The following is a 23,411-nucleotide window of genomic DNA, read 5'->3' on the forward strand; positions in this document are numbered from 1 at the left end:
TGAATAAAAAGATGGTGATAAATTGAAGGTATTGGATGTAAATGAGTTTCAGCAAGGACTTGAAAGAACTGTTAATCAGTTAACCCGCCTGGAAAGTGAAATGAAACAAATTGAAAGTGCTGTTCAAGGTCTCACACAATTAGAAGAATCGCTAAAAGGTCAAGGTGGAGAAGCATTACGTGCATATTACGAGAGTTGCCATTTGCCATTCCTCACATTTTTCAATACCTTTAAAAATAGCTTTACTAGTGTTCTTCAAGAGATGAAAACAGCCCTTTCATCGCTTGAACCGGATTCATCAGGCTTTATTCGCCAAGCAGCATTAGAAGGCGAAATCGAGCAAGGCTTAAACCGAGCCAAACAAGTGACGGAAGAGCTGACAGATGAAGCCAATAATATCATGGACCAAGTGTCAGATATCGTGAACTTGCCAAAACTGGATGATAGTGAAGTCCATCTGGGTGTACATGACGCGAAACGACATCGGGACGAAACCGTTGAAAAACTGATTGAATTTGACGTATCCCAAACAGATGCATTAACGACAATTCAAACAGACCTGATGCACATGAAAACATGGATTACCAACATAGAAACGATGATGACAGAAGGGGTAACAGATGTTAACTTCCCGGCAGAACAATGGCAGTCATTCGCTAGTCAGAATCCGTTAATGATTGCACTGGCTTATCGTACGCAATCGTTGGATCAAGTGATTAATATGAATCCACTATTTAATCCTGGAGGAATCGGAGGAGCGAATCCATATACTCTCCCTGGTCTTTATCAAAATGGTCAGCAGCCTTTAGTTACTTTCGGTCTCAGCGGTGCGATGGTTTCAACAAATTTCGTTTCATTTATGAAGCAAAAAGAAAAAGAAGTCGCAAAAGAGCTTTCCGCTACAGCCACAACAGTAGATAATGTGAAAGATGAGGGGAATGGTTTTCTTAATTTCCTCGGAGACGTCGGAAGTGGCGCTACCAAAATCGGAAAAGGTTTGTTGGATTTCTTAATATTGGACGACGTGAACACGCTAGCTGATAAAGATGCATCATTACTAGATAAAGGAATTGCCGTAGCATCCTTCATTCCAGTAGGAAAAGTTTTGAAAATCCCGAAAGCGATTGATAAAATTGTAGATAGTAATGTGGGTGCGGTTGTTAAGAAGAGTGATGTAGATGAGGTTGTTGGTAAGGGTGCGGGTAAATCCGCAAAGGTAAATCAGACGCAATTAAAGATTATAGATGAAGTAGAAACCGGAAAGAGCTCTTTAAAAACCAACAAACATAAAGGGAATTACGGCGAAATGAAGATGGATATTCATTATGAAAGCAAAGGCTATGACAGGGTAAGTGATGGCAGGGTTACCAGTCTGGATGATAAGATAATTAAAGGCATCGACGGTGTTTATGAAAATTCAAATCCTCCGCCACAATTTATAATTGCAGAAGCGAAATATGGCACCGGTAAATTAGGGAAAACAAATGATGGACCGCAAATGAGTGAAGATTGGATAAACGGTAGTAATAGATTAGAAAGTGCGGTTGGAAAAGAAAAGGCTGATGAAATATTAGAAGCAATGATGTTTGATCCAGATAATGTACAAAGTTCATTAGTACACATAGATAAAGAAGGAAATGTCTTAGAATCAGTCCTTGACTCTGCTGGAAAAGTGAAAAAATAAAGGAGCTACTTATGAGAGATAAATTAAAAGATCGAGAATATTTTGATGGTTATATAGATTATCAAAATCAACGAATAGATAAATTTGAAGGTTTATTAGAACAATTAATAAATGAAAAGGGAACAGAATTTAAGGGAGTTAGAACGGGCAAGTTATCCCTAGTGAATTTTTATCTCGATAAGATGAATGCTTTGTATTCTCTAGGGGCCCCCGTTAAAGAAATAAAGCAGTTATTTCCTAAGGTTATTCAGTATTTTACAGATATATGGAATAAAGAAGGCAGTTATTCAAATTTATTAAAGATAATGTCTTTAGCAATTTTATTTAACATTTCTAAAGGTCAGTTAAAAGGTTTATTAGATTTAATAAAAAAAGAACAGTTAAATGATAAATTGATCGATTTTTTAGTGCAGTATATTGATTCAGACTGGGAAAATAACGGATCGGAATACCTGTTTTCAAATCCATATGGATATGTTCAAAATATTATTGAGGCGGAAAATCAAAATACAGCTTTGGAGTTGTTAAAAGTTTATCTGGAAAAAGAATGGTATAAAGGGCACAATGATACAGGATGGTATGAATCGCATAAAGGCAATAAAGATATCTATAGTGGCTATTGGAGCTATGAAAGTGGTGCAGTTGCAAAAATCCTTCGATTAGATGATACGCAATTAAGAGAAGTTCCATACTATCCTTATGATTTGGTTCATTTTGAAGAATGATAATATAAGTATAATTCATTAATATAGCACCTTGATTGGCTAATGCCTTTCAAGGTTTCTTTTTTGAGGGCACCTAGTATGAGGGGGTATGGGACGCGAAACGACATCGGGACGAAACTGTTGAAAAACTGATTGAATTTGACGTGTCCCAAACCGATGCATTAACGACAATTCAAACAGACCTGATGCATATGAAAACATGGATTACCAATATAGAAACGATGATGACAGAAGGGGTAACAGATGTTAACTTCCCGGCAGAACAATGGCAATCATTCGCTAGTCAGAATCCGTTAATGATTGCACTGGCCTATCGAACGCAATCGCTGGATCAAGTGATTAATATGAATCCACTATTTAATCCTGGAGGAATCGGAGGGGCGAATCCATACACACTTTCGGGTCTTTATCTAACCGGTCAACAGCCTTTAGGTACTTTCGGTCTCAGCGGTGCAATGGTTTCAACAAATTTCGTTTCATTTATGAAGCAAAAAGAAAAAGAAAAAGAAATCGCAAAAGAGCTTTCCGCTACAGCCACAACAGTAGATAATGTGAAAGAAGAGGGGAATGGTTTTCTTAATTTCCTAGGAGATGTCGGAAGTGGCGCTACAAAAGTTGGAAAAGGTTTGTTGGATTTCTTACTATTGGACGACGTGAGCACGCTAGCTGATAAAAATGCTTCGGGCCTTGATAAAGGTATTGCGTTAGCATCCTTCATCCCAATAGGAAAAGTTTTGAAAATCCCGAAAGCAATTGATAAAATTGTTGATAGTAACGTGGATGAGGTTGTTAAGAAGAGTGATGTAGATGAGGTTGTTGGTAAGGGGACGGGTAATACTTCTAACATAGTAAACTTTGGTGAGCAATATACTAAAGTTAATGGAAAGAAAGCATTGAAACCAAATATAGAATATAAAACTAAAGAAGGTTACCATTATAAAACGGATAGTGAAGGAAGAATATCTAATGTAGAAGCAACGCTACAACTTGGGAAAGCAGACCGTAATAATTATGCACAAAGGACAGTTGGCAGAGAAGACAGATTACCTAATGATGACGGAGGTCATTTGATAGCTAGCATTTTCAAGGGTTCAGGTGAAATTGACAACTTAGTACCAATGAATGCTACACTTAATAGGAAAGAATACAAAGCCTTAGAGACTTCTTGGAAAAAGGCTTTAGAATCAGGCAAAACAGTTGAAGTTAAAATTGAACCTATTTATAAAGTTAATTCTTCCCGTCCTTCAAAATTTGAAGTTGAATACAAAATTAATGGCAAGAAGTATGAAGTTAATTTAAGCAATTATAATGGAGGTAGTTAAATTTGGAGACAAAACAGATGGAAGTCATCTACCAAAAGGTAGCTAATATATTAGTTGAGATGATACCAGAAGAATGGGAAAAGATTTTATTATATGCTGAGGTAAGAGAGGGGTTTTCTCAAGTATTTTTTTATTACTATCCAGTAAATCAGGAACAACCGGTATATAGTTTAGATATTGTTGATGTGTTTAATATTGATAAACCTCTGCATAGAAAATTAAAACAAGAACTGTATGACTGTTTTGAAGAACTTTGGAATGAATTTATGGTTCAGGACCAGGAACTATGGACAAGTTTAACATATATTTTGGATAACATGGGGAGAATGAAACTTAATTATGGGTATGATGACATTTCAGAAATTAGTCCAGACGAGAAACAGGATAAATGGGAGGCTGAATATTTAAAGTAATAACAGTAGGTTGATTACTTTAACTTTTTTACTAACTGAGCACTTAATTGTCTGGCACTGGGGACCGTTTTTGAGACAGAAAGAAAACACACTATTTAAACAGCCGTTGCCGGTAATTTACCGGTGACTGGTTGTTTAGTTTCGTTTGAATATGGATATTGTTATAATAATCTATATACTCTTCGATGATTCGAGATACACAAGCATTCGTCGTGCTGTGGATTCCATCGAGGTAGAACGTTTCCGAATTTACTGAGGAGTGAAACATTTCGATAGGGGAATTATCAACTGGCGTGCCTTTATGGGACATGCTCATGGTAATTCCTTTTTCTTTGACTTCCTTTTGATACTCATATATGTCAAGTTTATGGGAAATAACAAAAATGGAAAAGCAAAGTTTGAATTCGTAGGTACTAATAATAACGGAGATATTAAGACCTATCAATCTCAGAGTGGCAAAAAGATTTGGAAGACCATTAATGGTGGAAATATTCCAGTGATTAATCCAGCAGATGATGCCAACCTGTCCACATTGTAATTTTATTACTGAAGGATTTGAATCTAGTTCAGAGGTGAAAAAGATTGGAAAATCAAATTGATATATTAAGTAAAGAATATGTTATGGAACATGGGACTAACTTTGACGAAGAGTTATGGTTTACATCCTACAGTGATGAAGTTTTAGATAATCCTGAGGATGAGAATGGGAAACCTTTTACCGGTTTAGCTTATGAATTATATGATAATGGTAACTTGATATACTATACAAATTATGTAAAAGGTTTTATAGAGGGAGAGTTAATAGAGTTTTATAAAAATGGCAATTTAAAATCAGTGAAAAATTTAATTCATGGACAAAGTAATGGTACCGAAAGAATCTGGTATGAAGGTGGAGAATTAAAATTTGAAGGAGAATATAAATTTGGTATAGCTCTTCATTATATAGAATGGGATACTGAAGGTCGTATCATAAAACAAAAACTTTCTCCTACAGAAACAGATTTAAAATTGATTGAATCTTTTTTTAAAAGTGATACTCAATGAAAAAGGTAGATTTAAATAATATGAAATTGATAAATGAATTAACCAATATTCAGAATGAATTGTTACCCAAAGTAATTCTTGAGAATAGCTTTGACGTTAATGAAATCAAAACCATTGCGGGAGTAGATCTAGCTTATTGGGATGTAAATAACACGACGTATGGTACATGCTGTATTGTTATGATTGATTATTCTACAAAGGAAGTTGTCGAAAAAGTATATAGTTATGGAGAAATAAATGTTCCTTATATTTCAGGCTTCCTCGCTTTTCGTGAGTTGCCTTTAGTACTTGAAGCTGCGAAGAAATTATCTAATGAACCTGATTTATATATGTTTGATGGAAATGGGTATTTACATTATCGTCATATGGGAATTGCTACTCATGCTTCAATGTATTTAAAGAAACCAACAATTGGTGTGGCAAAAAGTTATCTTAAAATCCAAGGTGTAGACTCGATTATGCCAAAAAATATAAAAGGATCTTATACCAATATTGTAATTAATAATGAAATATATGGTCGAACTTTAAGAACAACAGAAAATGTAAAACCCATTTTTATTTCCTGTGGGAACTGGATTGACATAGAAACAAGTACTGAAATTGTTCTGAACTGTATTAATAATATGAGTCGTTTACCTATTCCCGTTAGATTAGCAGATATAGAAACCCATAAAATTAGAAAACAATTAATAGAGAATGATTTGGGAGGATAATCTCTATATACAATAAGACATAATTACTAATAAATAATATTTCAGCTAATAAAGTGTTTTCATAGTAATTAACAAGGAAAACAAATAGATTTTTAAGCACTTGATTGTCTAATTTAGGCGACATGTGCTTTTTTGTTTCCAATATTCCTGGGGAGTGTTAACTTCCAGGTAGAATGCTGGCAATCCTTCTCCCGCCGGAATCCGTTAATGATTGCACTGGCCTATCGAACGCAATCGCTGGATCAAGTGATTAATATGAATCCATTATTTAATCCTGGAGGAATCGGAGGAGCGAATCCGTATACCCTCCCTGGTCTTTATCAAAATGGTCAGCAGCCTTTAGATACTTTCGGTCTCAGCGGTGCAATGGTATCTACGAATTTTGTATCATTTATGAAGCAAAAAGAAAAAGAAGTCGCAAAAGAGCTTTCTTGTCCAGCTCCAACCGTTGATGATGTGAAAGAAGAGGAAAATGGATTTCTTAATTTCCTCGGAGACGTCGGAAGCGGTACAGTAAAAATCGGAAAAGGCTTGTTGGATTTCTTACTATTGGACGATGTGAACACGCTCGCTGATAAAAACGCTTCGGGTCTTGATAAAGGAATTGCGTTAGCATCCTTCATCCCGATAGGAAAGGTTTTGAAAGTCCCGAAAGCGATTGATAAAATTGTAGATAGTAATGTGGACGAGGTTGTTAAGAAGAGTGATGTGGATGAGGTTGTTGATAAGGGTAATGGTACTAGTAAGGTATCGGGTGATATAATTAAGAATGGTAGTCATTTGAATAAAGGTGGTAGATTAAAACCAAATGTTAAATATCACGCAGGTGAATATAATTATCTATATAAGACAGATGAATTAGGAAGAATAACTGATTTTAATGCTGATGATTTAAAGCTCACAAAACGTGATAATAGATTGCCTCATAAGCCCAATTACCTGGAAAAGAACCAGGAGACGCGGGACACCTAGCAGCTGATAGATTTGGTGGTTCTCCAGATTTGGATAATCTTGTGTCTCAATCAAGTAGTATTAACTTGAGTAAATACAAGAAATTAGAAAATTAATGGGCTAAAGCAATAGAATAAGGAAAAGATGTTTCGGTTAATGTTAAAGTTAATTACGAGGGAAATAGTTTAAGACCGAGCGGCTTTGATATAGAATATGAAATAGATGGTCGTATGAGGTTTACCAGTATAGAAAATTAGGGGTGTTTATGTGAAGGTGTTTGAGGATTATTTTTCAGAATTACAAACAGACATGGTAGCTATTTGTTTAGAGTACGTCGATAATAAAGCAGATGAGATCTTTATTTATTGTTCATATGAACCCAAAATGTATGTTTTTGATTTTTTCTATAAAATTAATGGTAAGGTTGTTCATAAACATCAACTCAACGAGACTGTAAAAGGATCGAATAGTCCACAAAATCAGGTTTATGATGTTTCTAAAGAAAGACAAAAGGCTGCACTAAGAATTGGTAATCAAAATTTAAAGCATATTCATAAAAAATGTGAAGAGTTCAATAAAGATATGCCTAAAGAAATAAAACTTTATTATAATGTAAAACAAAATAGCTTAAAAGGAAAATATAGATATGAGTTAGTTTATTCAATTGATAACGAACTATTACCAGATGATATTTTTGATTTATGGTTTGAAGAAGTGAAGGGAAATAATTGGTAAAGCAAGACCTTGATTGGCTATATGCCTTTCAAGGTTTCTTTTTTAGGTGAATACCTAGCGCCGAATAAAGCGCTATTATTTTTAAAATGTAGATAACCCCTGTATCCCTTTCCAAGCCGTGAAGTTTACATTCGTTGTAAAAATCGTGCTCTTATTTTCGTAAAGTACATCGATTAACTACAGGAGAAATAGCACTTTCATCTCTCGAACCGAATTAGTCGGGCTTTATTCGCCAAGCAGCATTGGAAGGCGAAATCGAGCAAGGCTTAAACCGAGCCAAACATGTGACGGAAGAGCTGACAGATGAAGTCAATAATATCATGGACCAAGTGTCAGATATCGTGAACTTGCCGAAACTGGATGATAGTGAAGTCAATCTGGGTGTATATGACGCGAAACGCCATCGGGATAGTAGATGAGGATATCCACAGAAAGTTTAGGCACATTGGTGGTCAATCAAAGGTTAATGGGAAAAATAAGTAATGATATAGGAGTGAGAGTATGACAAAAATGCTTAGTGTAAATCCAAAAATTTCTTTACAGGATATAAAACAATTTGAACAAGAGTATGAAGTTACGCTACCTAAATAATATGTTGATTTTCTACTAGAATACAATGGAGGATTTCCTCAGGAATCTAACTTTAAACTCCGTGATGATGAAGGAGAAAGTTTACTCAATAAGTTTTATGGAATTGGTGATATGAAAAGTAATTTAGGTAAAGTTTTTGAGGTTTTAGAAGGAGAAATACCAGAAGATTTTATTTCAATTGGTAATGACCCTGGGGGAAATGAGATTTTATTAGGAATTAATGGAGAGTATCAGGGAAAAGTATATTTTTGGATTCATGATATAGAACCCGAAGTTGAAATGGACAATATGTTTATACTTAGGTAATTTTACTGAGTTCTTTAATGACTTATATGAATCTGAATAATGGATACTCATAGACATACATCACTCTTTATTCTGATAGTAAAGCTAAACTTTATAAGCCCTATTTGAGGCTAAGAGTTTCTAGATGAATACAATAATCCAAACCATTGCTGACCTGAATTACCATCTTCAAGCCTTAAAAGTAAAGACTGATCGACGATTATTTCGGAGATAAAAATTGTAAAGATGGATAAGGAGGTTTACTTTGAGTATTTCTAATGAGAATAAAATAATAGCAAAGACAGCTCTACATGCTTTTGGGGGTAAACCTTGTGTCTTAAAATACTGGGACGAAAATAATGTCAGTAACATAGATATACTTTCAACAGTTAATAGACCCTTTGACGGTGTATCATCATACTCAACTATTGGACTATCTGACCATTCAATTGAATTGACTGTTGAAAAAACGCCTTTGCGAATAGAAATAGTTGGCGCAATAGCAACAGATTATAAACAATATCCTAATATATTGGCAAGCTGTGCATTTTGTATTATTAACTCAAAATTTTCAGTTTCCCATGGTTCAGTATTTCGAGATATAATAAAGATGTATTATCCCAATACTGAAATGAAACATGTGTTATTTGTGTCACCTTTCTTGTGGGAAGATTTAAATACACTTGAATTTCCAAACAAAAAAGTGGCTTGGCTGCTAGCTGTTCCAATATCTGAGAATGAATATCTATTTGCTCAAGAAAAAGGAACAGATACATTAGAAGAATTATTTGAACAGGAAGAGATTGATATCTTTGATTTAGAAAGAGAATCAATATTGTAATTTTCTAGTTTATTGACCTTGATTGACTACATTGTCTTTCAGGATTTTTGTATTTTTTTACCCAATATTTGAATCGAAAATTCCTAATAAAATGTCACCTGAGCAGCAAAGGAATATTTATTTAAAAGTGAAATTAACTTAGTAATCAAGGAAGGATATTTTAATTTGGAAACTATATTTAGCGATTTTATAAAACATGAAACAGTTGATGAAGATGTTAAATAACGAAGGAGATATTTGGGGAGTTTATTATAGTGAACGTGGTGTGAAATCACAATTAAAAAAATTTGACTCTGAATAAGAGGCGGCTTGTAACTATTTTTATAAAACATTACTGTAATTTTGAGCATATCGTAAGGTCGGGTAAGAAATTAAAACCAGGTGGTATGATGAAGCCAACCTGCCCACATTGTAATTTTATTACTGAAGGATTTGAATTTAGTTCAGAGGTGAAAAAAGGTGGAAATTAAAAAGGATATACTAAGTATAGAATATGTATTAAATCATGGTGTGGATTTTGATGAGGAATTATGGTTTACCTCATACAGTGACGAAGTACTAGATAACCCTGAAGATGAGGGCGGAAAACCTTTTACAGGTTTGGCTTACGAATTATATGACAAGGGTAATATTGCGTATTATTGTTATTATAAAAATGGCTTTAAAGAAGGGGATTATATCAAATTTAACAATAATGGAAAAGTGAAATCTTCAGATTACATGGTAAAAGGACAAACGAGGGGTATAAGAAAAATTTGGTATGAAAGTGAAGAACTTAAATTTTTAGGAGAGTATAAATTTGGTATTTGTTTGAAATATACTGAATGGGATAAGCAAGGAAACATAATCGGAATAAAAGATACCCCGACAAAAGATGAAGTTGAACTAATTGCCCAATTTTCTGAAGATAATGAGAATGTATATGTTTGACGAAAATATATTAATCGAGGGCATTTTAGTGATTTCTAAGTAATGATTACAGTTCGAAAACGTTGAGTAAGAAAAATAATAACACGGAGTTGAAACATATGTTATTAGTACCTAAAGCACTTGAGAATATTATTGTAGGGGTATTAATTAATAATCATTTCAAATGGTATGTTTCCAAAAAAGATATTTGGTTTTTAGATAGAAAAAAACTAGAAGAGGCATATAAAAAGAAATTTAAAGAAATGGGAATTGCATATACTGGTCCATTTATCGAAGAAGATGATGAAAGGAAAGGCATAGATATATTAGATGAGGATTCATATGCAGAATTTGCGCCAAGGATGGCAAAGTATGCTGTTTCAGCAAAAGAATTAAGAGAAAGGCTTAAGTTAAATTTACTTACTGAAACGAAAGAGGATACTTTTTATAGTTTTATGCCTTCTTTATTCGTAAATTTCGATAAAAGAGGGTTGTACTCCCTTTATTCAGAACCAGCTTCCTACGAGGATTTTGTACCTGAAAATTGGACAGGACGCTACGAAGATTTTTTATCATACATAGATAGAGCAGAAAAGTACTGGTATGATGAAAATGAGATTGTCCTATTAAATTTTGAGGGAGGCAGTTGCAATTGACTTCTTCTTTTTTGTTATCCATAATTATTCGGACGGATAAATGAGCACCGGTAAAAGGGTAAGAAAAACAAAAGCCGAATGCGCTAAGAAAGCGAATTCGGCTTATTTGTGCACAACAATAGCTGCCTGGTGGAGCCACAGACGGTCATGAATCGGCATACCTAAACCATGATCCAGGATTTGAATGAGCTTTATCATTTGAACATTGAGCTTTAAAAGTTAAGAGCTTTGAATTTTGATATTTCAGCTTTGACCTTTATGCTTTGAACTTTTCTATTAAAAATTCATCTATTAATTGTAGGTTGAGTGACTGTTTGGTTGTTTCAACTCGCACACAGTCAAAGCACGAGCGCCGATCCGTTTACTGTTTTCGCTACGCTATGCAAATTATTAGTTAGATCTCAATAAATGTTGTGGCATTTGATTCTGATAATACAGCGTCTACTTCTGACTCAAATTCCTCGATTTTCGCTGCAAGCTCGTCAATGGTTTTCTTTACTTGCATCGGGTCGATCAATTCATATTCATTACGCTTCATAAAAGTATCAGTATGAAGCTTCACTTCGTCTGAGGATGATTGCTTTTCCTTGCTGCCCAAAATATTAATCAGGTAATTTTCAAGCTTTTCTGGAAGGGCCTCATTCGCAGCTGTTACTTCGTCGATTGCTTCAAAATATTGGCGGCGTAGATGATTCATTAAATCCTTCTCATATGCAATTGATTGTTTACGTTCAATTGCTTCAGCCACTGTCATTTCATTTACTCCAATTTTAACGATTGTTTTAGCATTTGATTCGACAACGAGTGCTTTTAGTTTATTGCGGTATTGAATAAGGCTTGTGACTTTGTCATACGAACCTTGCATTTCTTTTTTGTATTCATCAATTGACATGCCTTCAATTTTTTCGTTGCTTTTTCGGTTTGCTCGAGCCAGCACTACGCGGTACGTAGCCGATTGGATCCGTTCACCAAGCATTTTTAACTCAGATAGTGCACGATGCAGCGATATTCTTTTCGTCTCCATGATGAACCTCCATACAATAAAAATTTAGTAGATTCTACTATAACATAATGTTGCTCTCCATTTCATCTATATAGGGAAATATTAGGGGATAGAGAAAGTGTTTGACGGAAATAAATCCGTTTTCTCGAAACGTGTTAATAATCATTCCCCCCATTCATATACTTTTCTATTGATTATTTTATAGAGGGAGGAGCTTTGTGGAGATTTTCGTAAGACCGGGTGATTCCTTTTGGTATTATAGCCAAGTTTTTAATCTTCCTTTTCAGCTGATTCTTGATTCGAATCGGAATCTGAATGCACAAACCCTGATGCCCAACCAACCCGTTCAGATTCCCGGTTATGTGACAAGTCAGTATACGGTTCAACGGGGAGATACGGTTTGGTCGATTGCACAAAGAATCAATATGCCGATGGATGCGCTTTTTCTGCTCAATCCGGTACTCAATCCATACGTACTTCAGGTTGGTCTACGGTTGCGGTTGCCTGTTCGTGTAACATGGAGAGTTGTGAATGGTGAACAGGATTACGATTATAGGACAATGGTGCAGGATATTCGGTCATTGCAGGCAATCTATCCGTTTATAGCAAATAAGCCGATTGGCAATTCCGTATTGGAAAAAGAAATTCCGGGGCTCACGATTGGGAATGGGCAGAAACGTGTTCATTTTAATGCTTCTTTTCATGCCAATGAGTGGATTACGACATCGGTTGTCATGACATTTCTTAATGATTATTTATTGTCGCTTACGAATAATGGTGCAATACGAGGGCTTTATACATTGCCGTTGTATAATCAGACAAATTTAAATATTGTACCTATGGTAAATCCGGACGGAGTGGATTTAGTGCTGAACGGACCTCCGGAAGATGAAACAATCCGCAATAAGCTTATTGAATGGAATGGCGGCAGTACTGATTTCTCTGGTTGGAAAGCGAATATTAATGGGGTTGATCTGAACGACCAGTTCCCTGCTGAATGGGAACGGGAAAGAGAAAGAAACCCGAAAACGCCTGGGCCGCGGGATTATGGTGGGCAAAGTCCGCTATCGGAACCGGAATCCATTGCAATGGCCGATTTGACAGTAGAGCGGGATTTTGCTCGGGTTTTGGCTTTCCATACACAAGGTCAAGTTATTTATTGGGGATTCATGGGATTGGAACCTCCTGAAACAGAACACCTTGTCAATGAATTTGCGAGGGTAAGCGGATATGAGCCTGTGCAGACAATAGAAAGCTATGCGGGTTACAAAGACTGGTTTATTCAAGATTGGCGCCGCCCCGGATTCACCGTTGAACTGGGGCTTGGAACGAATCCTTTACCAATCAGCCAATTCGGTGAAATTTATGAAGAAGCATTAGGGATTTTTTTAAGTGCATTATATATGTAAATAAAGTCCCCCCGTTACGTCCTTAGAGGTAACGGGGGAACTTTTATGAATCCCTCAAGGTTTCATCAATTTCAAGGATGCTTTGCTTTAGCTCATCTAGTTTGGATTTATTCTGCTCGACAATATCCAAATGCTCCTGTCTTTGCTCTGCATTGGCAAGTGCATTTTCGGTACGTTCCATTGAATTAAAAGCATGTTCCACCGCAAATTCCTCCGGGTGGGACATTGCCTGTTTTACTGCACGTTCTGTTCGTTCAACGGAGTTGGATAATAAAGTAATCGGGTGATTTTGTTTCCAGCTAGGTGTACCTGAACTTTTTTTAGCCACTGTTCCTCATCCTTTCTTGCGAAAATTGACTGATTCACACGTTTAGTATTGGTGGATGCAATGATTCCATACGCGGAAGAAATTCGGAATTGTTAGGAAATGTGTCGATATCAATTTTTATCTTTATAGGGAATAACTGCAGCAAGTACAGCCATACTAAAATTGATTCACTTTTAAACATAGGGAGGCGGAACGAATGGATAAGAAGGGTTTCACAGATCCAAAATCTAAGAAGATCCACCAAAACTGGGCGAGCGACAAGCATCAAAAGTCTCAAATCAAAGGGGAAACAGAGGTAACTCTGCATAACCAGATTTTGAGAATTAATGCGAAGGCGAGACAGTTCTAACCTTTGTCTTGAAGTAAATCAGGCCTTCATTCCAGTACATACTGGAATGAAGGCCATTTACATATCAATACATTTTTCTTTTTCCTTTTTTTGCTTGCTGATGGAGCTCGGTTAGTTCATTCGCAATTTCTTCCTTTACTTTGTTTGGTGCAATTTTCATGTTTTTCGGTGTTTGCGGTAATGATTGTTTATTCGTTCCTTTACTTTTACTATCATCTCTGCCCATTTAAATGCTCCTTTCAATATTGGTTCCTTCTTAATATGGCTTTACAACTTTTTTTCATTACAAAAATTGAGGAAGCCTGAAAAAAGCATAAAACCTCCTATCCTGAGCACATTAAGCCAGTAGGAGGTGATGAAATGAGCAAAAACAGTAAAGAAACGATGAATACGCGAACACATAATCCTTTTTCTACCTATAAAGAATTACACCGAAATACAACAAGTCACAACCGGAATCCGGAAGATAATACAGCGGAATTTGCCGAAGAGTTCGATTCGAAATTAAAAAATAAAAATAATAAAACTAATCATGATAAAAACCAGCAATCCAATAAAAAGTAACGGATAAAGAAAAATGAAAAAGCCTCGCTACATAGAATGTACAAGGCTTTTTCTTATATAGCTGGGCAATAGGTAATGCTAGCCCATATAAACACTTTCACATGTTCCTGCTATAGGCTCATAGAAACAATGCTGTTTAAATTGACCTGTAAATGGTTGATCGTACCAAGTAGGAGGACATGGGCCGGATGGGTTAAAATACCAAAGTGCATATTTCGCCGGATGGTCTCGCCAATAATCCAGCGTCTGTCTTGCTAATCTTCTTTCAGTCTCTCTAGCCCTCTGATAAAACATGTTTCCTTTTTGTACCGCCTCAAAAGAATAGTTATTGCCCTGTACTTGGAAAATAACCTGCTCGATTGTTCTCACATCATTAAAATCCAGGCATGAAGCAACAGCTCGGTTCACAATTACATTTCCGACATACAACATCCCTTGTTTTCCTTCACCTTCAGCCTCAGCCCGCATCATTCGTGCCATCAAATCCACATCGGAATCCCGGTATTTTACTCTTGGCATTTTTTCACCTCACAACTATAGTATGAAACAGTCAACCTGGTTGCGCATATGAATGAATGAAAATGTATAATATTGTTTTTTGTCATGGTTACTTATATATTTCTAACCTATCTTTCCGCATTAATACGGTATATAGTTCATAAATTAGTACATAGGAAAAGGAGGACGGACAATTCAAATTCATGTAGTACAACCGGGAGAATCATTGTGGGCAATCGCACAGGCTTATGGAACAACGGTGCAGAGTTTAGTGGAAGCCAACCAAATTCCGGAGCCGGCCCGGTTAGTGGTCGGGCAAGCATTGGTCGTTCCATTGAAAGGGCAGTATTATATTGTACAGCCAGGGGATAGTTTATGGTCAATTGGTCAACGTTTTCAGGTGAATTATTTAACGCTCGCACAAGCAAATGGCTTGAATCCAGATGCGTTGCTGATGATTGGCACCTCATTGTATATACCGGAACCAACTAAAAGGTCCGCAGAAATTTTGGCATATGTAGAACCAAGAGGCGATGAAATAAGTGATACGCTGCTCGACCAAGTTCGGGAGGCAAGTCCTTATTTAACGTATTTAGCTATTTTCAGTTTTGAAGCAAGACGGGATGGTTCATTAAAAGCGCCTACAATTAACCCATTACCGGAAATTGCTGAACAAAATAATACAGGAATAGCAATGGCAATCACTAATCTCGAGGATTATCAGTTTAGTGCTGAGCTAGCACGTGATATTTTCCAAAGTGTTGCTGTTCAAAATTTACTACTGGACAATATCATTGCTGAAGCAAAGCGTATCGGAAATATTTCGGATATTCATTTTGATTTTGAACGGATTGCACGCGATCAGCGGGAAGCTTATAATAATTTCCTCCGAAGAGCTGTCGAGCGTATGCATGCGGAAGGATATACCGTTTCTACCGCATTGGCTCCAAAAACGAGAGCCGATCAGCCAGGGGAATGGTTTATGGGCCATGACTATAAGGCGCACGGCGAAATAGTGGATTTTGTTATGTTGATGACATATGAATGGGGATATTCTGCTGGACCTCCAATGGCCGTCTCACCGCTGCCGCAAGTCGAACAAGTAGTACAGTATGCATTAACAGAAATTCCTGCAAATAAAATTTTACTTGGGCAAAATTTGTATGGTTACGATTGGACATTACCTTTTGTACAAGGAGGAGATTACGCAGAAGCGATAAGCCCGCAACGTGCAATTGAAGTGGCCAAACGCTACAACGCGGCAATCCAATTTGACTATACAGCACAGGCACCCTACTTTAACTATTATGATGAGCAAGGGCGTTCACATATTGTCTGGTTTGAAGATGCGCGTTCGATTCAGGCGAAGTTCGATTTAGTAAAGCGATTAAATTTGCGCGGAGTCGGCTATTGGAAGCTCGGTCTGCCATTCCCGCAAAATTGGCAGCTCATCGGGGCTAATTTTAATGTAGTGAAGAAATAGCAAAAGGAAAGAAAATCAGATGAAAAAACATCTGACTTTTGATTGTCATCTAAATTAAGAAGGAGATTTTATTGAAGCTGATGAAGTATTAGTAGTAGCTGAATAAAAGGGGGATTATAGATGGGGAATATTCCGGAAATTTTACAAAACTTACGTATCCCAGTGATCGGGGCACCATTGTTTATTATTAGCAATCCGAAATTGGTCATTGAACAATGTAAGGCAGGAATAGTCGGGTCAATGCCTGCGTTAAATGCAAGACCGGCAAGCCAGTTGGATGAATGGTTAGCTGAAATTACAGAGGAGTTGGCCAGCTATAATGCCAAAAATCCGGATCAGCCGGCTGCGCCATTTGCCATTAATCAGATTGTTCATAAAACAAATAAACGTCTGGAACAGGATATGGAGCTCTGTGTGAAATATAAAGTTCCGATTATTATTACTTCACTTGGGGCACGTGAAGAAGTATTTGAGGCAGCACATAGTTATGGAGGTATCGTTTTCCATGATGTCATTAACAATCATTTTGCAAAAAAAGCGATTCAAAAAGGTGCAGACGGCATCATTGCTGTAGCAACAGGCGCAGGCGGTCATGCAGGACAACAGAGTCCATTCGCGCTCGTACAGGAAATTCGTGAATGGTTTGACGGTCCATTAGCTTTATCAGGTTCAATCGCACGAGGGCACTCAGTGTTGGCAGCACAGGCAATGGGGGCTGATTTTGGCTATATCGGCTCACCATTCATCGCGACCGAAGAAGCGTTTGCTCGTCAAGAATATAAACAAATGATTGTTGATAGTACTGCAGAAGATATTGTATACAGCAATTTATTTACAGGAATCCACGGGAATTATTTGAAAGGTTCTATCATGAACGCGGGGATGGACCCGAGGAATTTAAAAGAAAGTGATCCTTCAGCAATGAACTTTAACGATAATACCGCAAAAGCCTGGAAAGATATTTGGGGCAGCGGGCAAGGAATTGGCGCGATTAAAGAGATTACTTCCACAAAACAATATGTCGATAAACTGGCTGAAGAATATGCTCAGGCTTATCATGAACTGACTGGTAAAAGATCGGCAGTAGCCCATTTACAATAGATGTAAGCGCATCATTAGTAACAGAATTTTACTAACGATGCGCTATTTTGGGTATAAGGTATTTAACTATTAATTTCGTAATTTTTTGAATTCACTTGCCCGGTTCGAATTAATTTGTTACACTCTGGGTAATTAAATGCATTTGCGGGGGGACACAGCAGTGTTGAGAAGGTTAAAACCTGACCCTTAGAACCTGACCGTTAATACGGACGTAGGGAGCAAAGTACAAGCTATACATATGTACTTACTTTGGCTCCGCGTATATTTTACGTGGAGTCTTTCTTTTGCAAATACACAAGCATTTGATTTGCGGGGGGACACAGCAGTGTTGAGAAGGTTAAAACCTGACCCTTGGAACCTGGCCGTTAATACGGACGTAGGGAGCAATGAAAAGTGGTACTTACACTTTTTGGGGACGTCTCTCTATATGTTGAGACGTCTTTTTTGTGCTTCCGCCAACAAAAAGGAGGAGTAACAATGGGATTTTGTGAAAAGGTAAGAAAAGAAACGGATTTTTATTGGGAGGCTAGCTTTTATCATCCTTTTGTACAAGGGATTGCAGATGGGAGTCTACCGCTGGAGAAGTTTAAGTTTTATATGCTGCAGGATGCGTATTATTTAAAACATTATACGAAAGTATTAGCTCTTGCAGCTGCAAAAGCGACAACTGATGATGATGTTCAATATTTTCTGCAAACAGCAAAGTTTATCCATGATGCCGAGCTTGAGTTGCATCGTACAACGTTTAAAGAATTAGGTGTGACAGCGGATGATTTGGAACAATTCGAACCAGCACCAGCAGCCTATAACTATGTGAGCCATATGTACAATGCAGTGCATAACGGAGATGTAGCAGAAGCATTTGCGGCAATCCTGCCATGCCCATGGCTGTACCAGGAAATTGGGCAAAGATTAAAAGATGCATGCCCCAATATACCTCTTTATGAACAGTGGATTGCATTATATGCTTCCGAGGAGATGCTTCAAAATATTGAAGTACAAAAATCGATGCTAGATCGATATGCGAAAGAACAACCTGCAAAGCTTAAAGTACTACAGGAGCATTTTAAGAAAAGCTGTTATTACGAATGGATGTTTTGGGAAATGCCTTGGACGAAGCAAAGCTGGGAACAAGGAGTGTATGTAAATGAGTCTGCAAGCAATTTATAATAAACAACCATTAGTTCATTGTATTACCAACTATGTTGTCGCAAATTTTACAGCGAATGGCTTGCTGGCGGTAGGAGCTTCACCAGTAATGGCGGATGCAATAGAAGAAGTGGGTGAAATGGCTGCCCAGGCCAATGCTTTGCTTTTAAATATGGGCACTTTGAATGAACGGACAATAGAGTCGATGAAGAAAGCAGGACTTAGCGCAAACATGCATAATACTCCGGTTGTTCTGGATCCAGTAGGTGTAGGGGCAACGAAGTTTCGAGCTGAGACAGCACAACAATTGCTCGACCTTTTAAAGATTAATGTAATCCGTTGCAATATTGGAGAAATGGCGGCTCTTGCGGGAGTAAATTGGGCGTCTAAAGGTGTGGATAGTGGCAAAGGAGATATCGATGTTGCAGTGACTGCCAAACAGTTGGCTAATAACTATCAATGTATTGTGATCGTAACAGGAGAACAAGATGTTATTACTGATGGGATAAGAGTGGAATTTGTAGAGGGTGGTCATGAAAAGGTGACAAAAATGACGGGGAGTGGCTGCTTGCTTAGTGCCTTATGTGCAGCGGTGCTTGCAAACAGTAAAGAACCGTTTGATGACTTACTGACGCTACTTAATGAATATAAACAGGCAAGTGCCAATTCTGTTGCAACTATAGGAAATTTCCACACAAATTTCTTGAATGAACTAGAAAATTTAGCGGGGGGACGAAAATGATTACATGTACGATAGCAGGATCGGATAGCGGTGGCGGTGCCGGGATTCAAGCCGATTTAAAAACGTTTCAGGAACTCCGTGTATTCGGTACATCAGTAATCACCGCATTAACCGCACAAAATACTGAAGGAGTGCATGGAATTTTTCCGACAACGGCTGATTTCGTTCAAGCTCAGCTAAAGGCAGTACTTCAAGATTTCGACGTAAAGGCAATTAAGACAGGGATGCTGTTTAGTGCTGAAATTATCGAAGCCATTGTGACTTTACTAAAAAATACGGATATTCCGCTTGTCGTTGATCCGGTCATGATTGCAAAAGGCGGTGCCAGTTTGTTAGAGCAGCAGGCAACAACAGCTCTTAAAGAAAAGTTATTGCCACTCGCAACCGTTTGTACCCCGAATATACCGGAAGCGGAAATCCTGACAGGCTATAAAATACAAACGGAAAAGGATATCGCATCAGCGGCGCATGATTTATTAAGTCTAGGGCTGAAATGTGTTGTCATTAAGGGTGGTCACTTAAACAGTAAGCATGCGACAGATACGGTTTTCATTCGCGGGACGCAACCATTTAAAATGAAAACCGAGCGGGTGGATACGAAACATACTCACGGTACAGGATGTACATTTTCTGCAGCGATTACCGCGGAAATGGCAAAAGGCAGATCGATAGAGGCAGCCATAATAGAAGCAAAAAAATATGTGCAGCTTGCAATCCGTCATCCGCTTAATATTGGTCACGGGTTCGGTCCGACAAATCATTTCGCCTATCATGAACAGCGGGGGATGTGCGATGTCCATGTCTTTTGATTTGAATAAATATTTTGTGATGGGAACGGCCAATTGTAAACGCGAACCGTTGCTTGTTTTGGAAGAAGCGTTACAGGCAGGCATTACGATGTTCCAACTGAGAGAAAAAGGAAAAAATGCATTAAAAGGCGATGCGTATGCAGAGTTTGCCCGTCAATGCCAAAAGCTGTGCCAAACATATAAAGTGCCGTTTATTATTAATGATGATGTCGAGCTTGCATTAACATTAAATGCAGATGGTATTCATGTAGGGCAGGAAGACACCGGTATTAAACAATTTAGATCTTGCGCGAAAAATAAAATCATCGGTGTATCGGTTCATACGATGGAGCAACTCGAAATGGCCATTGCAAATGGGGCGGATTATGCGGGAATTGGTCCAATTTATGAAACTTCCACAAAAGATGATGCGAGAGCACCAGTCGGGCTGACGTTACTGCAAGAAGCGAAATCTCAGTACCCCCAATTCCCGATTGTAGCAATTGGCGGAATCTCTGTAGAAAATAGTTTCATTGTTAGACAAACCGGAGTAAATGGAGTCGCCGTTATTTCGGCAATCAGTCATAGCGATAATATAAAAGAGGCTGTAAATTCACTGTAAGTTAAATTCTGTCATATAAGTACTATTTTGATTGGAATAACCTGTACCAAATTACTCTTTTCTACTATTCTGGCAATTTAGTATGATAGTTCTGTTATACACTACAGAATATGGGAGTGAAAGAAATGTTGAAAAAACTATCTGCATCAGCCTTAACGCTAACACTTTTAGCAAGTGGCATGTCAGCAGTTTCAGCGGCACCAGTCTCTAAAAATGAAGATATGACACGTGGAGAGTTTGTGAAGGCCGTAATCGATGCATTGGGAGTAGAGGTCGGTACTGGTCAGACTGTAAAATTTCAGGATGTACCTGATTCACTTAAGCCTTATATTGAAAAAGCGGTAGAATTAAAGTTAATTAAAGGAAAAACTCCAACTAAATTTGCACCAGACGAAAAACTGACACGCACACATGCATTCCTTATTGCGGCAAGAGGATTGCAGGATAAGGAAACATATTCTGAAAAGGTATTGGATCAGTTTAAAGATGCAAATAAAATTGGACAAGGCAATCGCCAGGAAATGGCCAAAGCGGTAGCAACAGGATTACTGACAGGCTTTGATGACGGAACGATTCGCCCGAATGATTTTGTAACAAAAGCACAGATGCAAAAAATTCTTCAGCGCTTTTTGGAAGAATACAGTCCGGTAAAGGCAAATACGACGGTTTCTTTACGTATTTTAGGAACGACGGATATTCACACAAATATTGTAAACTATGATTATTACAAAGATACGCCAACGAACAGTTTAGGTTTGGCAAAAACTGCGCTGCTAATCGAAAAGGCGCGTGAGGAAAATCCAAATGCAGTGCTGTTTGACAATGGAGATGCAATACAAGGAACGCCACTTGGCTCGTATATTCAGTCAGTAACGAAATTGAAAGACGGGGAAGTTCATCCATCGATTGCTGCGATGATTGCACTTGATTATGATGTCGCGACATATGGTAACCACGAGTTTAACTACGGGTTGGAATTTATCGATGAAGTAACGGATGATGCCCCATTCCCGTATGTAAATGCCAATGTGCGTAATGCAACGACAAAGGAATTAATGTATGAGCCATATGTCATGATTGAAAAAGAAGTAGTCGATTCAAACGGTGAAAAAACGTTGATTAATATTGGGGTAACAGGTATTGTGCCACCTCAAATTTTAAAATGGGATAAAGCAAATTTAGAAGGAAAAGTAACAGTCGATGATTCCGTAGAGGCTGTTAAAACAGTCGTTCCGCAAATGAAAGAAGCAGGAGCAGATGTTGTCGTAGTACTTTCACACTCTGGTATGGGAGATGCTACACATGAAAAAGGGGAAGAGGATGTATCGTATTTACTATCTACAATTGAAGATGTGGATGCAATCATTACAGGGCATGCCCATGGCGTATTCCCTGGTAAAGTGGATAGCTCTATAACAAATGTGGATATTGAAAAAGGAACAATGAACGGCAAGCCGATTGTTATGGCCGGTAAATTTGGTAGCCATTTAGGGGTCATTGATCTAGAGCTTGAGAAAAAAGACGACGCATGGGATGTTACAACAGGAACTGGCGCGGTTCGTGAAATCGCAAAAGATAATGATGCTGTCAGCGCTAAGGTTGTAGAAAGTGTAAAAGAAGCACATGAAGGAACAATTAAATATGTGCGTCAGGCAGTAGGGACAACGACAGCGAACATTCACAGTTACTTCTCGCAAGTTCAGGATGATCCTTCTATTCAAATTGTAACGAATGCCCAGTCAATCTATGTGAAAGAAAAGTTGAAAGGTACAGCGTATGAAAACCTTCCTGTCCTGTCAGCTGGTGCACCATTCAAAGCCGGAACAAGAAGTGATCCGGAATACTATACATTTGTACCAAAAGGTGAGCTTGCAATTAAAAATGTAGCAGATTTATATTTATATGATAATACACTTGCGATGCTGAAGGTAACAGGTGCAGATGTGAAAGAATGGCTTGAAATGTCTGCAGGCCAATTCAATCAAATAGATGCAACAAAATCAGAAGAACAGCAATTAATCAACGCCGAATACCGTTCATACAATTATGATGTTATTGACGGTGTGACGTATGAAATTGATGTAACAAAACCGGCAAAATATGATGCAAGTGGAAAAGTTGTAAACGAAAAATCATCACGTATTGTCAATCTGCAATATAATGGGAAGCCAATTGATGCAGCACAGGAATTTATCGTAGCGACAAATAACTATCGTGCGAATGGTACATTCCCAGGTGTTCGTAATGCGACAGCGGTTGAAATTTATCCGGATGAAAACCGTCAGGCAATTATCGACTATATATTAGCCGAAAAAACAATTGATCCGACAGCAGATGGCAACTGGAAGTTCGCTCCGATTCCGGATAGCGTAAATGTTGTATTTGAATCTTCTAAAAAAGCAGTTGATGTATTGGATGAAAACAGCGCTATTAAGTATATTGGAGACGGTACAGACGGCTTTGGCAAGTATGGTTTAAAAACAAAATAATTTTAAAAATGCCTGTA

At 37.7% G+C, this 23,411-nt stretch carries 27 protein-coding genes, 4 pseudogenes and 2 riboswitches; of the genes and pseudogenes, 26 read left to right on the forward strand and 5 right to left on the reverse strand.

The window, feature by feature from the left end:
* The first annotated feature begins 22 nt into the window (after positions 1-22).
* From CBM15_RS04315 to CBM15_RS04330, 5 genes and pseudogenes are all read left to right on the forward strand, one after another.
* Positions 23-1,684: a T7SS effector LXG polymorphic toxin gene (locus tag CBM15_RS04315; protein ID WP_087615861.1), complete on the forward strand. Its 1,662-nt coding sequence runs from the start codon at positions 23-25 to the stop codon at positions 1,682-1,684.
* A gap of 11 nt (positions 1,685-1,695) precedes the next feature.
* Positions 1,696-2,409, forward strand: coding sequence for a PoNi-like cognate immunity protein (locus CBM15_RS04320; RefSeq protein WP_087615862.1), 714 nt, complete (start codon positions 1,696-1,698; stop codon positions 2,407-2,409).
* Between the two features lie 95 nt (positions 2,410-2,504).
* A pseudogene (locus CBM15_RS19590) lies at positions 2,505-2,639 on the forward strand (T7SS effector LXG polymorphic toxin); the annotation flags it as partial.
* A 252-nt stretch (positions 2,640-2,891) separates the two neighbouring features.
* A complete protein-coding gene (locus CBM15_RS19450; RefSeq protein ID WP_275584021.1) occupies positions 2,892-3,731 on the forward strand; it encodes a DNA/RNA non-specific endonuclease in 840 nt (279 codons plus the stop codon).
* A 2-nt stretch (positions 3,732-3,733) separates the two neighbouring features.
* Positions 3,734-4,144, forward strand: a complete 411-nt coding sequence (locus CBM15_RS04330) for an immunity protein YezG family protein (RefSeq protein ID WP_087615863.1) — start codon at positions 3,734-3,736, stop codon at positions 4,142-4,144.
* A gap of 91 nt (positions 4,145-4,235) precedes the next feature.
* Here CBM15_RS04330 and CBM15_RS04335 read toward each other — a convergent pair.
* Positions 4,236-4,499: pseudogene (locus tag CBM15_RS04335) on the reverse strand (integrase core domain-containing protein); the annotation flags it as partial.
* Here CBM15_RS04335 and CBM15_RS19230 point away from each other — a divergent pair.
* The 11 genes and pseudogenes from CBM15_RS19230 (at position 4,404) to CBM15_RS04390 (ending at position 10,869) form a co-directional block, all read left to right on the forward strand.
* The gene (locus tag CBM15_RS19230) at positions 4,404-4,682 is read left to right on the forward strand and encodes a hypothetical protein (protein ID WP_204879743.1); all 279 of its coding nucleotides are present in this window, start codon (positions 4,404-4,406) and stop codon (positions 4,680-4,682) included. The pseudogene CBM15_RS04335 and the gene CBM15_RS19230 overlap by 96 nt on opposite strands.
* Before the next feature lie 44 nt (positions 4,683-4,726).
* Complete coding sequence (locus CBM15_RS04340) at positions 4,727-5,188, forward strand: toxin-antitoxin system YwqK family antitoxin (RefSeq protein ID WP_087615864.1); 462 nt, start codon at positions 4,727-4,729, stop codon at positions 5,186-5,188.
* Positions 5,185-5,901 (forward strand): endonuclease V, encoded by a 717-nt coding sequence (locus tag CBM15_RS04345; protein ID WP_087615865.1) that lies wholly within the window; start codon positions 5,185-5,187, stop codon positions 5,899-5,901. The genes CBM15_RS04340 and CBM15_RS04345 overlap by 4 nt, the downstream gene beginning before the upstream one ends.
* A gap of 207 nt (positions 5,902-6,108) precedes the next feature.
* Positions 6,109-6,873: a DNA/RNA non-specific endonuclease gene (locus CBM15_RS19455; RefSeq protein ID WP_239534692.1), complete on the forward strand. Its 765-nt coding sequence runs from the start codon at positions 6,109-6,111 to the stop codon at positions 6,871-6,873.
* A 29-nt stretch (positions 6,874-6,902) separates the two neighbouring features.
* Positions 6,903-7,109: pseudogene (locus CBM15_RS19460) on the forward strand (DNA/RNA non-specific endonuclease).
* A 10-nt stretch (positions 7,110-7,119) separates the two neighbouring features.
* Positions 7,120-7,587, forward strand: a complete 468-nt coding sequence (locus CBM15_RS04355; protein WP_087615866.1) for a DUF600 domain-containing protein — start codon at positions 7,120-7,122, stop codon at positions 7,585-7,587.
* 242 nt (positions 7,588-7,829) lie between these two features.
* A complete protein-coding gene (locus tag CBM15_RS04360; RefSeq protein WP_239534691.1) occupies positions 7,830-8,006 on the forward strand; it encodes a T7SS effector LXG polymorphic toxin in 177 nt (58 codons plus the stop codon).
* A gap of 232 nt (positions 8,007-8,238) precedes the next feature.
* Positions 8,239-8,484, forward strand: a pseudogene (locus CBM15_RS19465) (SMI1/KNR4 family protein); the annotation flags it as partial.
* Between the two features lie 244 nt (positions 8,485-8,728).
* The gene (locus CBM15_RS04370) at positions 8,729-9,304 is read left to right on the forward strand and encodes a suppressor of fused domain protein (protein ID WP_087615868.1); all 576 of its coding nucleotides are present in this window, start codon (positions 8,729-8,731) and stop codon (positions 9,302-9,304) included.
* A 459-nt stretch (positions 9,305-9,763) separates the two neighbouring features.
* Positions 9,764-10,234 carry a toxin-antitoxin system YwqK family antitoxin gene (locus tag CBM15_RS04385; protein WP_087615869.1) on the forward strand — a complete coding sequence of 157 codons (471 nt, stop codon included), beginning with the start codon at positions 9,764-9,766 and terminating at the stop codon, positions 10,232-10,234.
* 98 nt (positions 10,235-10,332) lie between these two features.
* Positions 10,333-10,869 carry a hypothetical protein gene (locus CBM15_RS04390; RefSeq protein WP_008405106.1) on the forward strand — a complete coding sequence of 179 codons (537 nt, stop codon included), beginning with the start codon at positions 10,333-10,335 and terminating at the stop codon, positions 10,867-10,869.
* Between the two features lie 394 nt (positions 10,870-11,263).
* On the opposite strand, the gene CBM15_RS04395 is transcribed toward CBM15_RS04390, so the two are convergent.
* Entirely contained in the window at positions 11,264-11,893 is a 630-nt protein-coding gene (locus CBM15_RS04395; RefSeq protein ID WP_193433753.1) for a hypothetical protein, read from the reverse strand.
* Positions 11,894-12,090: 197 nt separating this feature from the next.
* Here CBM15_RS04395 and CBM15_RS04400 point away from each other — a divergent pair, with 197 nt between their 5' ends.
* The gene (locus CBM15_RS04400) at positions 12,091-13,281 is read left to right on the forward strand and encodes a M14 family metallopeptidase (protein ID WP_087615871.1); all 1,191 of its coding nucleotides are present in this window, start codon (positions 12,091-12,093) and stop codon (positions 13,279-13,281) included.
* A 43-nt stretch (positions 13,282-13,324) separates the two neighbouring features.
* On the opposite strand, the gene CBM15_RS04405 is transcribed toward CBM15_RS04400, so the two are convergent.
* Positions 13,325-13,609, reverse strand: coding sequence for a hypothetical protein (locus CBM15_RS04405; protein ID WP_008405110.1), 285 nt, complete (start codon positions 13,607-13,609; stop codon positions 13,325-13,327).
* Positions 13,610-13,805: 196 nt separating this feature from the next.
* Between CBM15_RS04405 and CBM15_RS04410 the strand changes: the two genes are divergently transcribed.
* The gene (locus CBM15_RS04410) at positions 13,806-13,958 is read left to right on the forward strand and encodes a YpzG family protein (protein WP_008405111.1); all 153 of its coding nucleotides are present in this window, start codon (positions 13,806-13,808) and stop codon (positions 13,956-13,958) included.
* 64 nt (positions 13,959-14,022) lie between these two features.
* Here the strand turns inward: CBM15_RS04410 and CBM15_RS19320 are convergent, their stop codons facing one another.
* Positions 14,023-14,184 carry a hypothetical protein gene (locus CBM15_RS19320; protein WP_008405112.1) on the reverse strand — a complete coding sequence of 54 codons (162 nt, stop codon included), beginning with the start codon at positions 14,182-14,184 and terminating at the stop codon, positions 14,023-14,025.
* Between the two features lie 134 nt (positions 14,185-14,318).
* Here CBM15_RS19320 and CBM15_RS04415 point away from each other — a divergent pair, with 134 nt between their 5' ends.
* Positions 14,319-14,522, forward strand: coding sequence for a hypothetical protein (locus CBM15_RS04415; protein WP_008405113.1), 204 nt, complete (start codon positions 14,319-14,321; stop codon positions 14,520-14,522).
* A 78-nt stretch (positions 14,523-14,600) separates the two neighbouring features.
* Here CBM15_RS04415 and CBM15_RS04420 read toward each other — a convergent pair whose 3' ends face one another.
* Complete coding sequence (locus CBM15_RS04420; protein WP_008405114.1) at positions 14,601-15,041, reverse strand: cell wall hydrolase; 441 nt, start codon at positions 15,039-15,041, stop codon at positions 14,601-14,603.
* A 205-nt stretch (positions 15,042-15,246) separates the two neighbouring features.
* Here CBM15_RS04420 and CBM15_RS04425 point away from each other — a divergent pair, with 205 nt between their 5' ends.
* The 7 genes from CBM15_RS04425 to CBM15_RS04455 all read left to right on the forward strand — a co-directional run bounded on the left by CBM15_RS04425 (position 15,247) and on the right by CBM15_RS04455 (position 23,394).
* Positions 15,247-16,503 carry a glycoside hydrolase family 18 protein gene (locus CBM15_RS04425; RefSeq protein ID WP_014823223.1) on the forward strand — a complete coding sequence of 419 codons (1,257 nt, stop codon included), beginning with the start codon at positions 15,247-15,249 and terminating at the stop codon, positions 16,501-16,503.
* Positions 16,504-16,623: 120 nt separating this feature from the next.
* The gene (locus CBM15_RS04430) at positions 16,624-17,604 is read left to right on the forward strand and encodes an NAD(P)H-dependent flavin oxidoreductase (protein WP_087615872.1); all 981 of its coding nucleotides are present in this window, start codon (positions 16,624-16,626) and stop codon (positions 17,602-17,604) included.
* Between the two features lie 136 nt (positions 17,605-17,740).
* Positions 17,741-17,839: riboswitch (TPP riboswitch) on the forward strand.
* 66 nt (positions 17,840-17,905) lie between these two features.
* Positions 17,906-18,004: riboswitch (TPP riboswitch) on the forward strand.
* Between the two features lie 77 nt (positions 18,005-18,081).
* Positions 18,082-18,774, forward strand: coding sequence for a thiaminase II (gene tenA, locus CBM15_RS04435; protein WP_087615873.1), 693 nt, complete (start codon positions 18,082-18,084; stop codon positions 18,772-18,774).
* A complete protein-coding gene (gene thiM, locus CBM15_RS04440) occupies positions 18,752-19,495 on the forward strand; it encodes a hydroxyethylthiazole kinase (RefSeq protein WP_087615874.1) in 744 nt (247 codons plus the stop codon). The genes tenA and thiM overlap by 23 nt, the downstream gene beginning before the upstream one ends.
* Positions 19,492-20,304, forward strand: a complete 813-nt coding sequence (gene thiD / locus CBM15_RS04445) for a bifunctional hydroxymethylpyrimidine kinase/phosphomethylpyrimidine kinase (protein ID WP_087615875.1) — start codon at positions 19,492-19,494, stop codon at positions 20,302-20,304. The genes thiM and thiD overlap by 4 nt, the downstream gene beginning before the upstream one ends.
* Positions 20,288-20,905, forward strand: coding sequence for a thiamine phosphate synthase (gene thiE / locus CBM15_RS04450; RefSeq protein ID WP_087615876.1), 618 nt, complete (start codon positions 20,288-20,290; stop codon positions 20,903-20,905). The genes thiD and thiE overlap by 17 nt, the downstream gene beginning before the upstream one ends.
* 125 nt (positions 20,906-21,030) lie before the next feature.
* Positions 21,031-23,394, forward strand: coding sequence for a bifunctional 2',3'-cyclic-nucleotide 2'-phosphodiesterase/3'-nucleotidase (locus CBM15_RS04455; RefSeq protein WP_087615877.1), 2,364 nt, complete (start codon positions 21,031-21,033; stop codon positions 23,392-23,394).
* Positions 23,395-23,411: the final 17 nt, after the last annotated feature.

The sequence above is a fragment of the Solibacillus kalamii genome, from assembly GCF_002174535.1.
In the GTDB taxonomy this organism is placed as follows: Bacteria; Bacillota; Bacilli; order Bacillales_A; family Planococcaceae; genus Solibacillus; species Solibacillus silvestris.

Excerpts from the sequence above, each read along its gene's own strand:
- CBM15_RS04320 (WP_087615862.1), top strand. The coding sequence starts at position 1,696 with ATGAGAGATAAATTAAAAGATCGAGAATATTTTGATGGTTATATAGAT.
- CBM15_RS19450 (WP_275584021.1), top strand. The coding sequence starts at position 2,892 with ATGAAGCAAAAAGAAAAAGAAAAAGAAATCGCAAAAGAGCTTTCCGCT.
- CBM15_RS04345 (WP_087615865.1), top strand. The coding sequence starts at position 5,185 with ATGAAAAAGGTAGATTTAAATAATATGAAATTGATAAATGAATTAACC.
- CBM15_RS19455 (WP_239534692.1), top strand. The coding sequence starts at position 6,109 with ATGATTGCACTGGCCTATCGAACGCAATCGCTGGATCAAGTGATTAAT.
- CBM15_RS04390 (WP_008405106.1), top strand. The coding sequence starts at position 10,333 with ATGTTATTAGTACCTAAAGCACTTGAGAATATTATTGTAGGGGTATTA.
- CBM15_RS04395 (WP_193433753.1), bottom strand. The coding sequence starts at position 11,893 with ATGGAGACGAAAAGAATATCGCTGCATCGTGCACTATCTGAGTTAAAA.
- CBM15_RS04410 (WP_008405111.1), top strand. The coding sequence starts at position 13,806 with ATGGATAAGAAGGGTTTCACAGATCCAAAATCTAAGAAGATCCACCAA.
- CBM15_RS19320 (WP_008405112.1), bottom strand. The coding sequence starts at position 14,184 with ATGGGCAGAGATGATAGTAAAAGTAAAGGAACGAATAAACAATCATTA.
- CBM15_RS04415 (WP_008405113.1), top strand. The coding sequence starts at position 14,319 with ATGAGCAAAAACAGTAAAGAAACGATGAATACGCGAACACATAATCCT.
- CBM15_RS04420 (WP_008405114.1), bottom strand. The coding sequence starts at position 15,041 with ATGCCAAGAGTAAAATACCGGGATTCCGATGTGGATTTGATGGCACGA.
- CBM15_RS04430 (WP_087615872.1), top strand. The coding sequence starts at position 16,624 with ATGGGGAATATTCCGGAAATTTTACAAAACTTACGTATCCCAGTGATC.
- tenA (WP_087615873.1), top strand. The coding sequence starts at position 18,082 with ATGGGATTTTGTGAAAAGGTAAGAAAAGAAACGGATTTTTATTGGGAG.
- thiM (WP_087615874.1), top strand. The coding sequence starts at position 18,752 with ATGAGTCTGCAAGCAATTTATAATAAACAACCATTAGTTCATTGTATT.
- thiD (WP_087615875.1), top strand. The coding sequence starts at position 19,492 with ATGATTACATGTACGATAGCAGGATCGGATAGCGGTGGCGGTGCCGGG.
- thiE (WP_087615876.1), top strand. The coding sequence starts at position 20,288 with ATGTCCATGTCTTTTGATTTGAATAAATATTTTGTGATGGGAACGGCC.
- CBM15_RS04455 (WP_087615877.1), top strand. The coding sequence starts at position 21,031 with ATGTTGAAAAAACTATCTGCATCAGCCTTAACGCTAACACTTTTAGCA.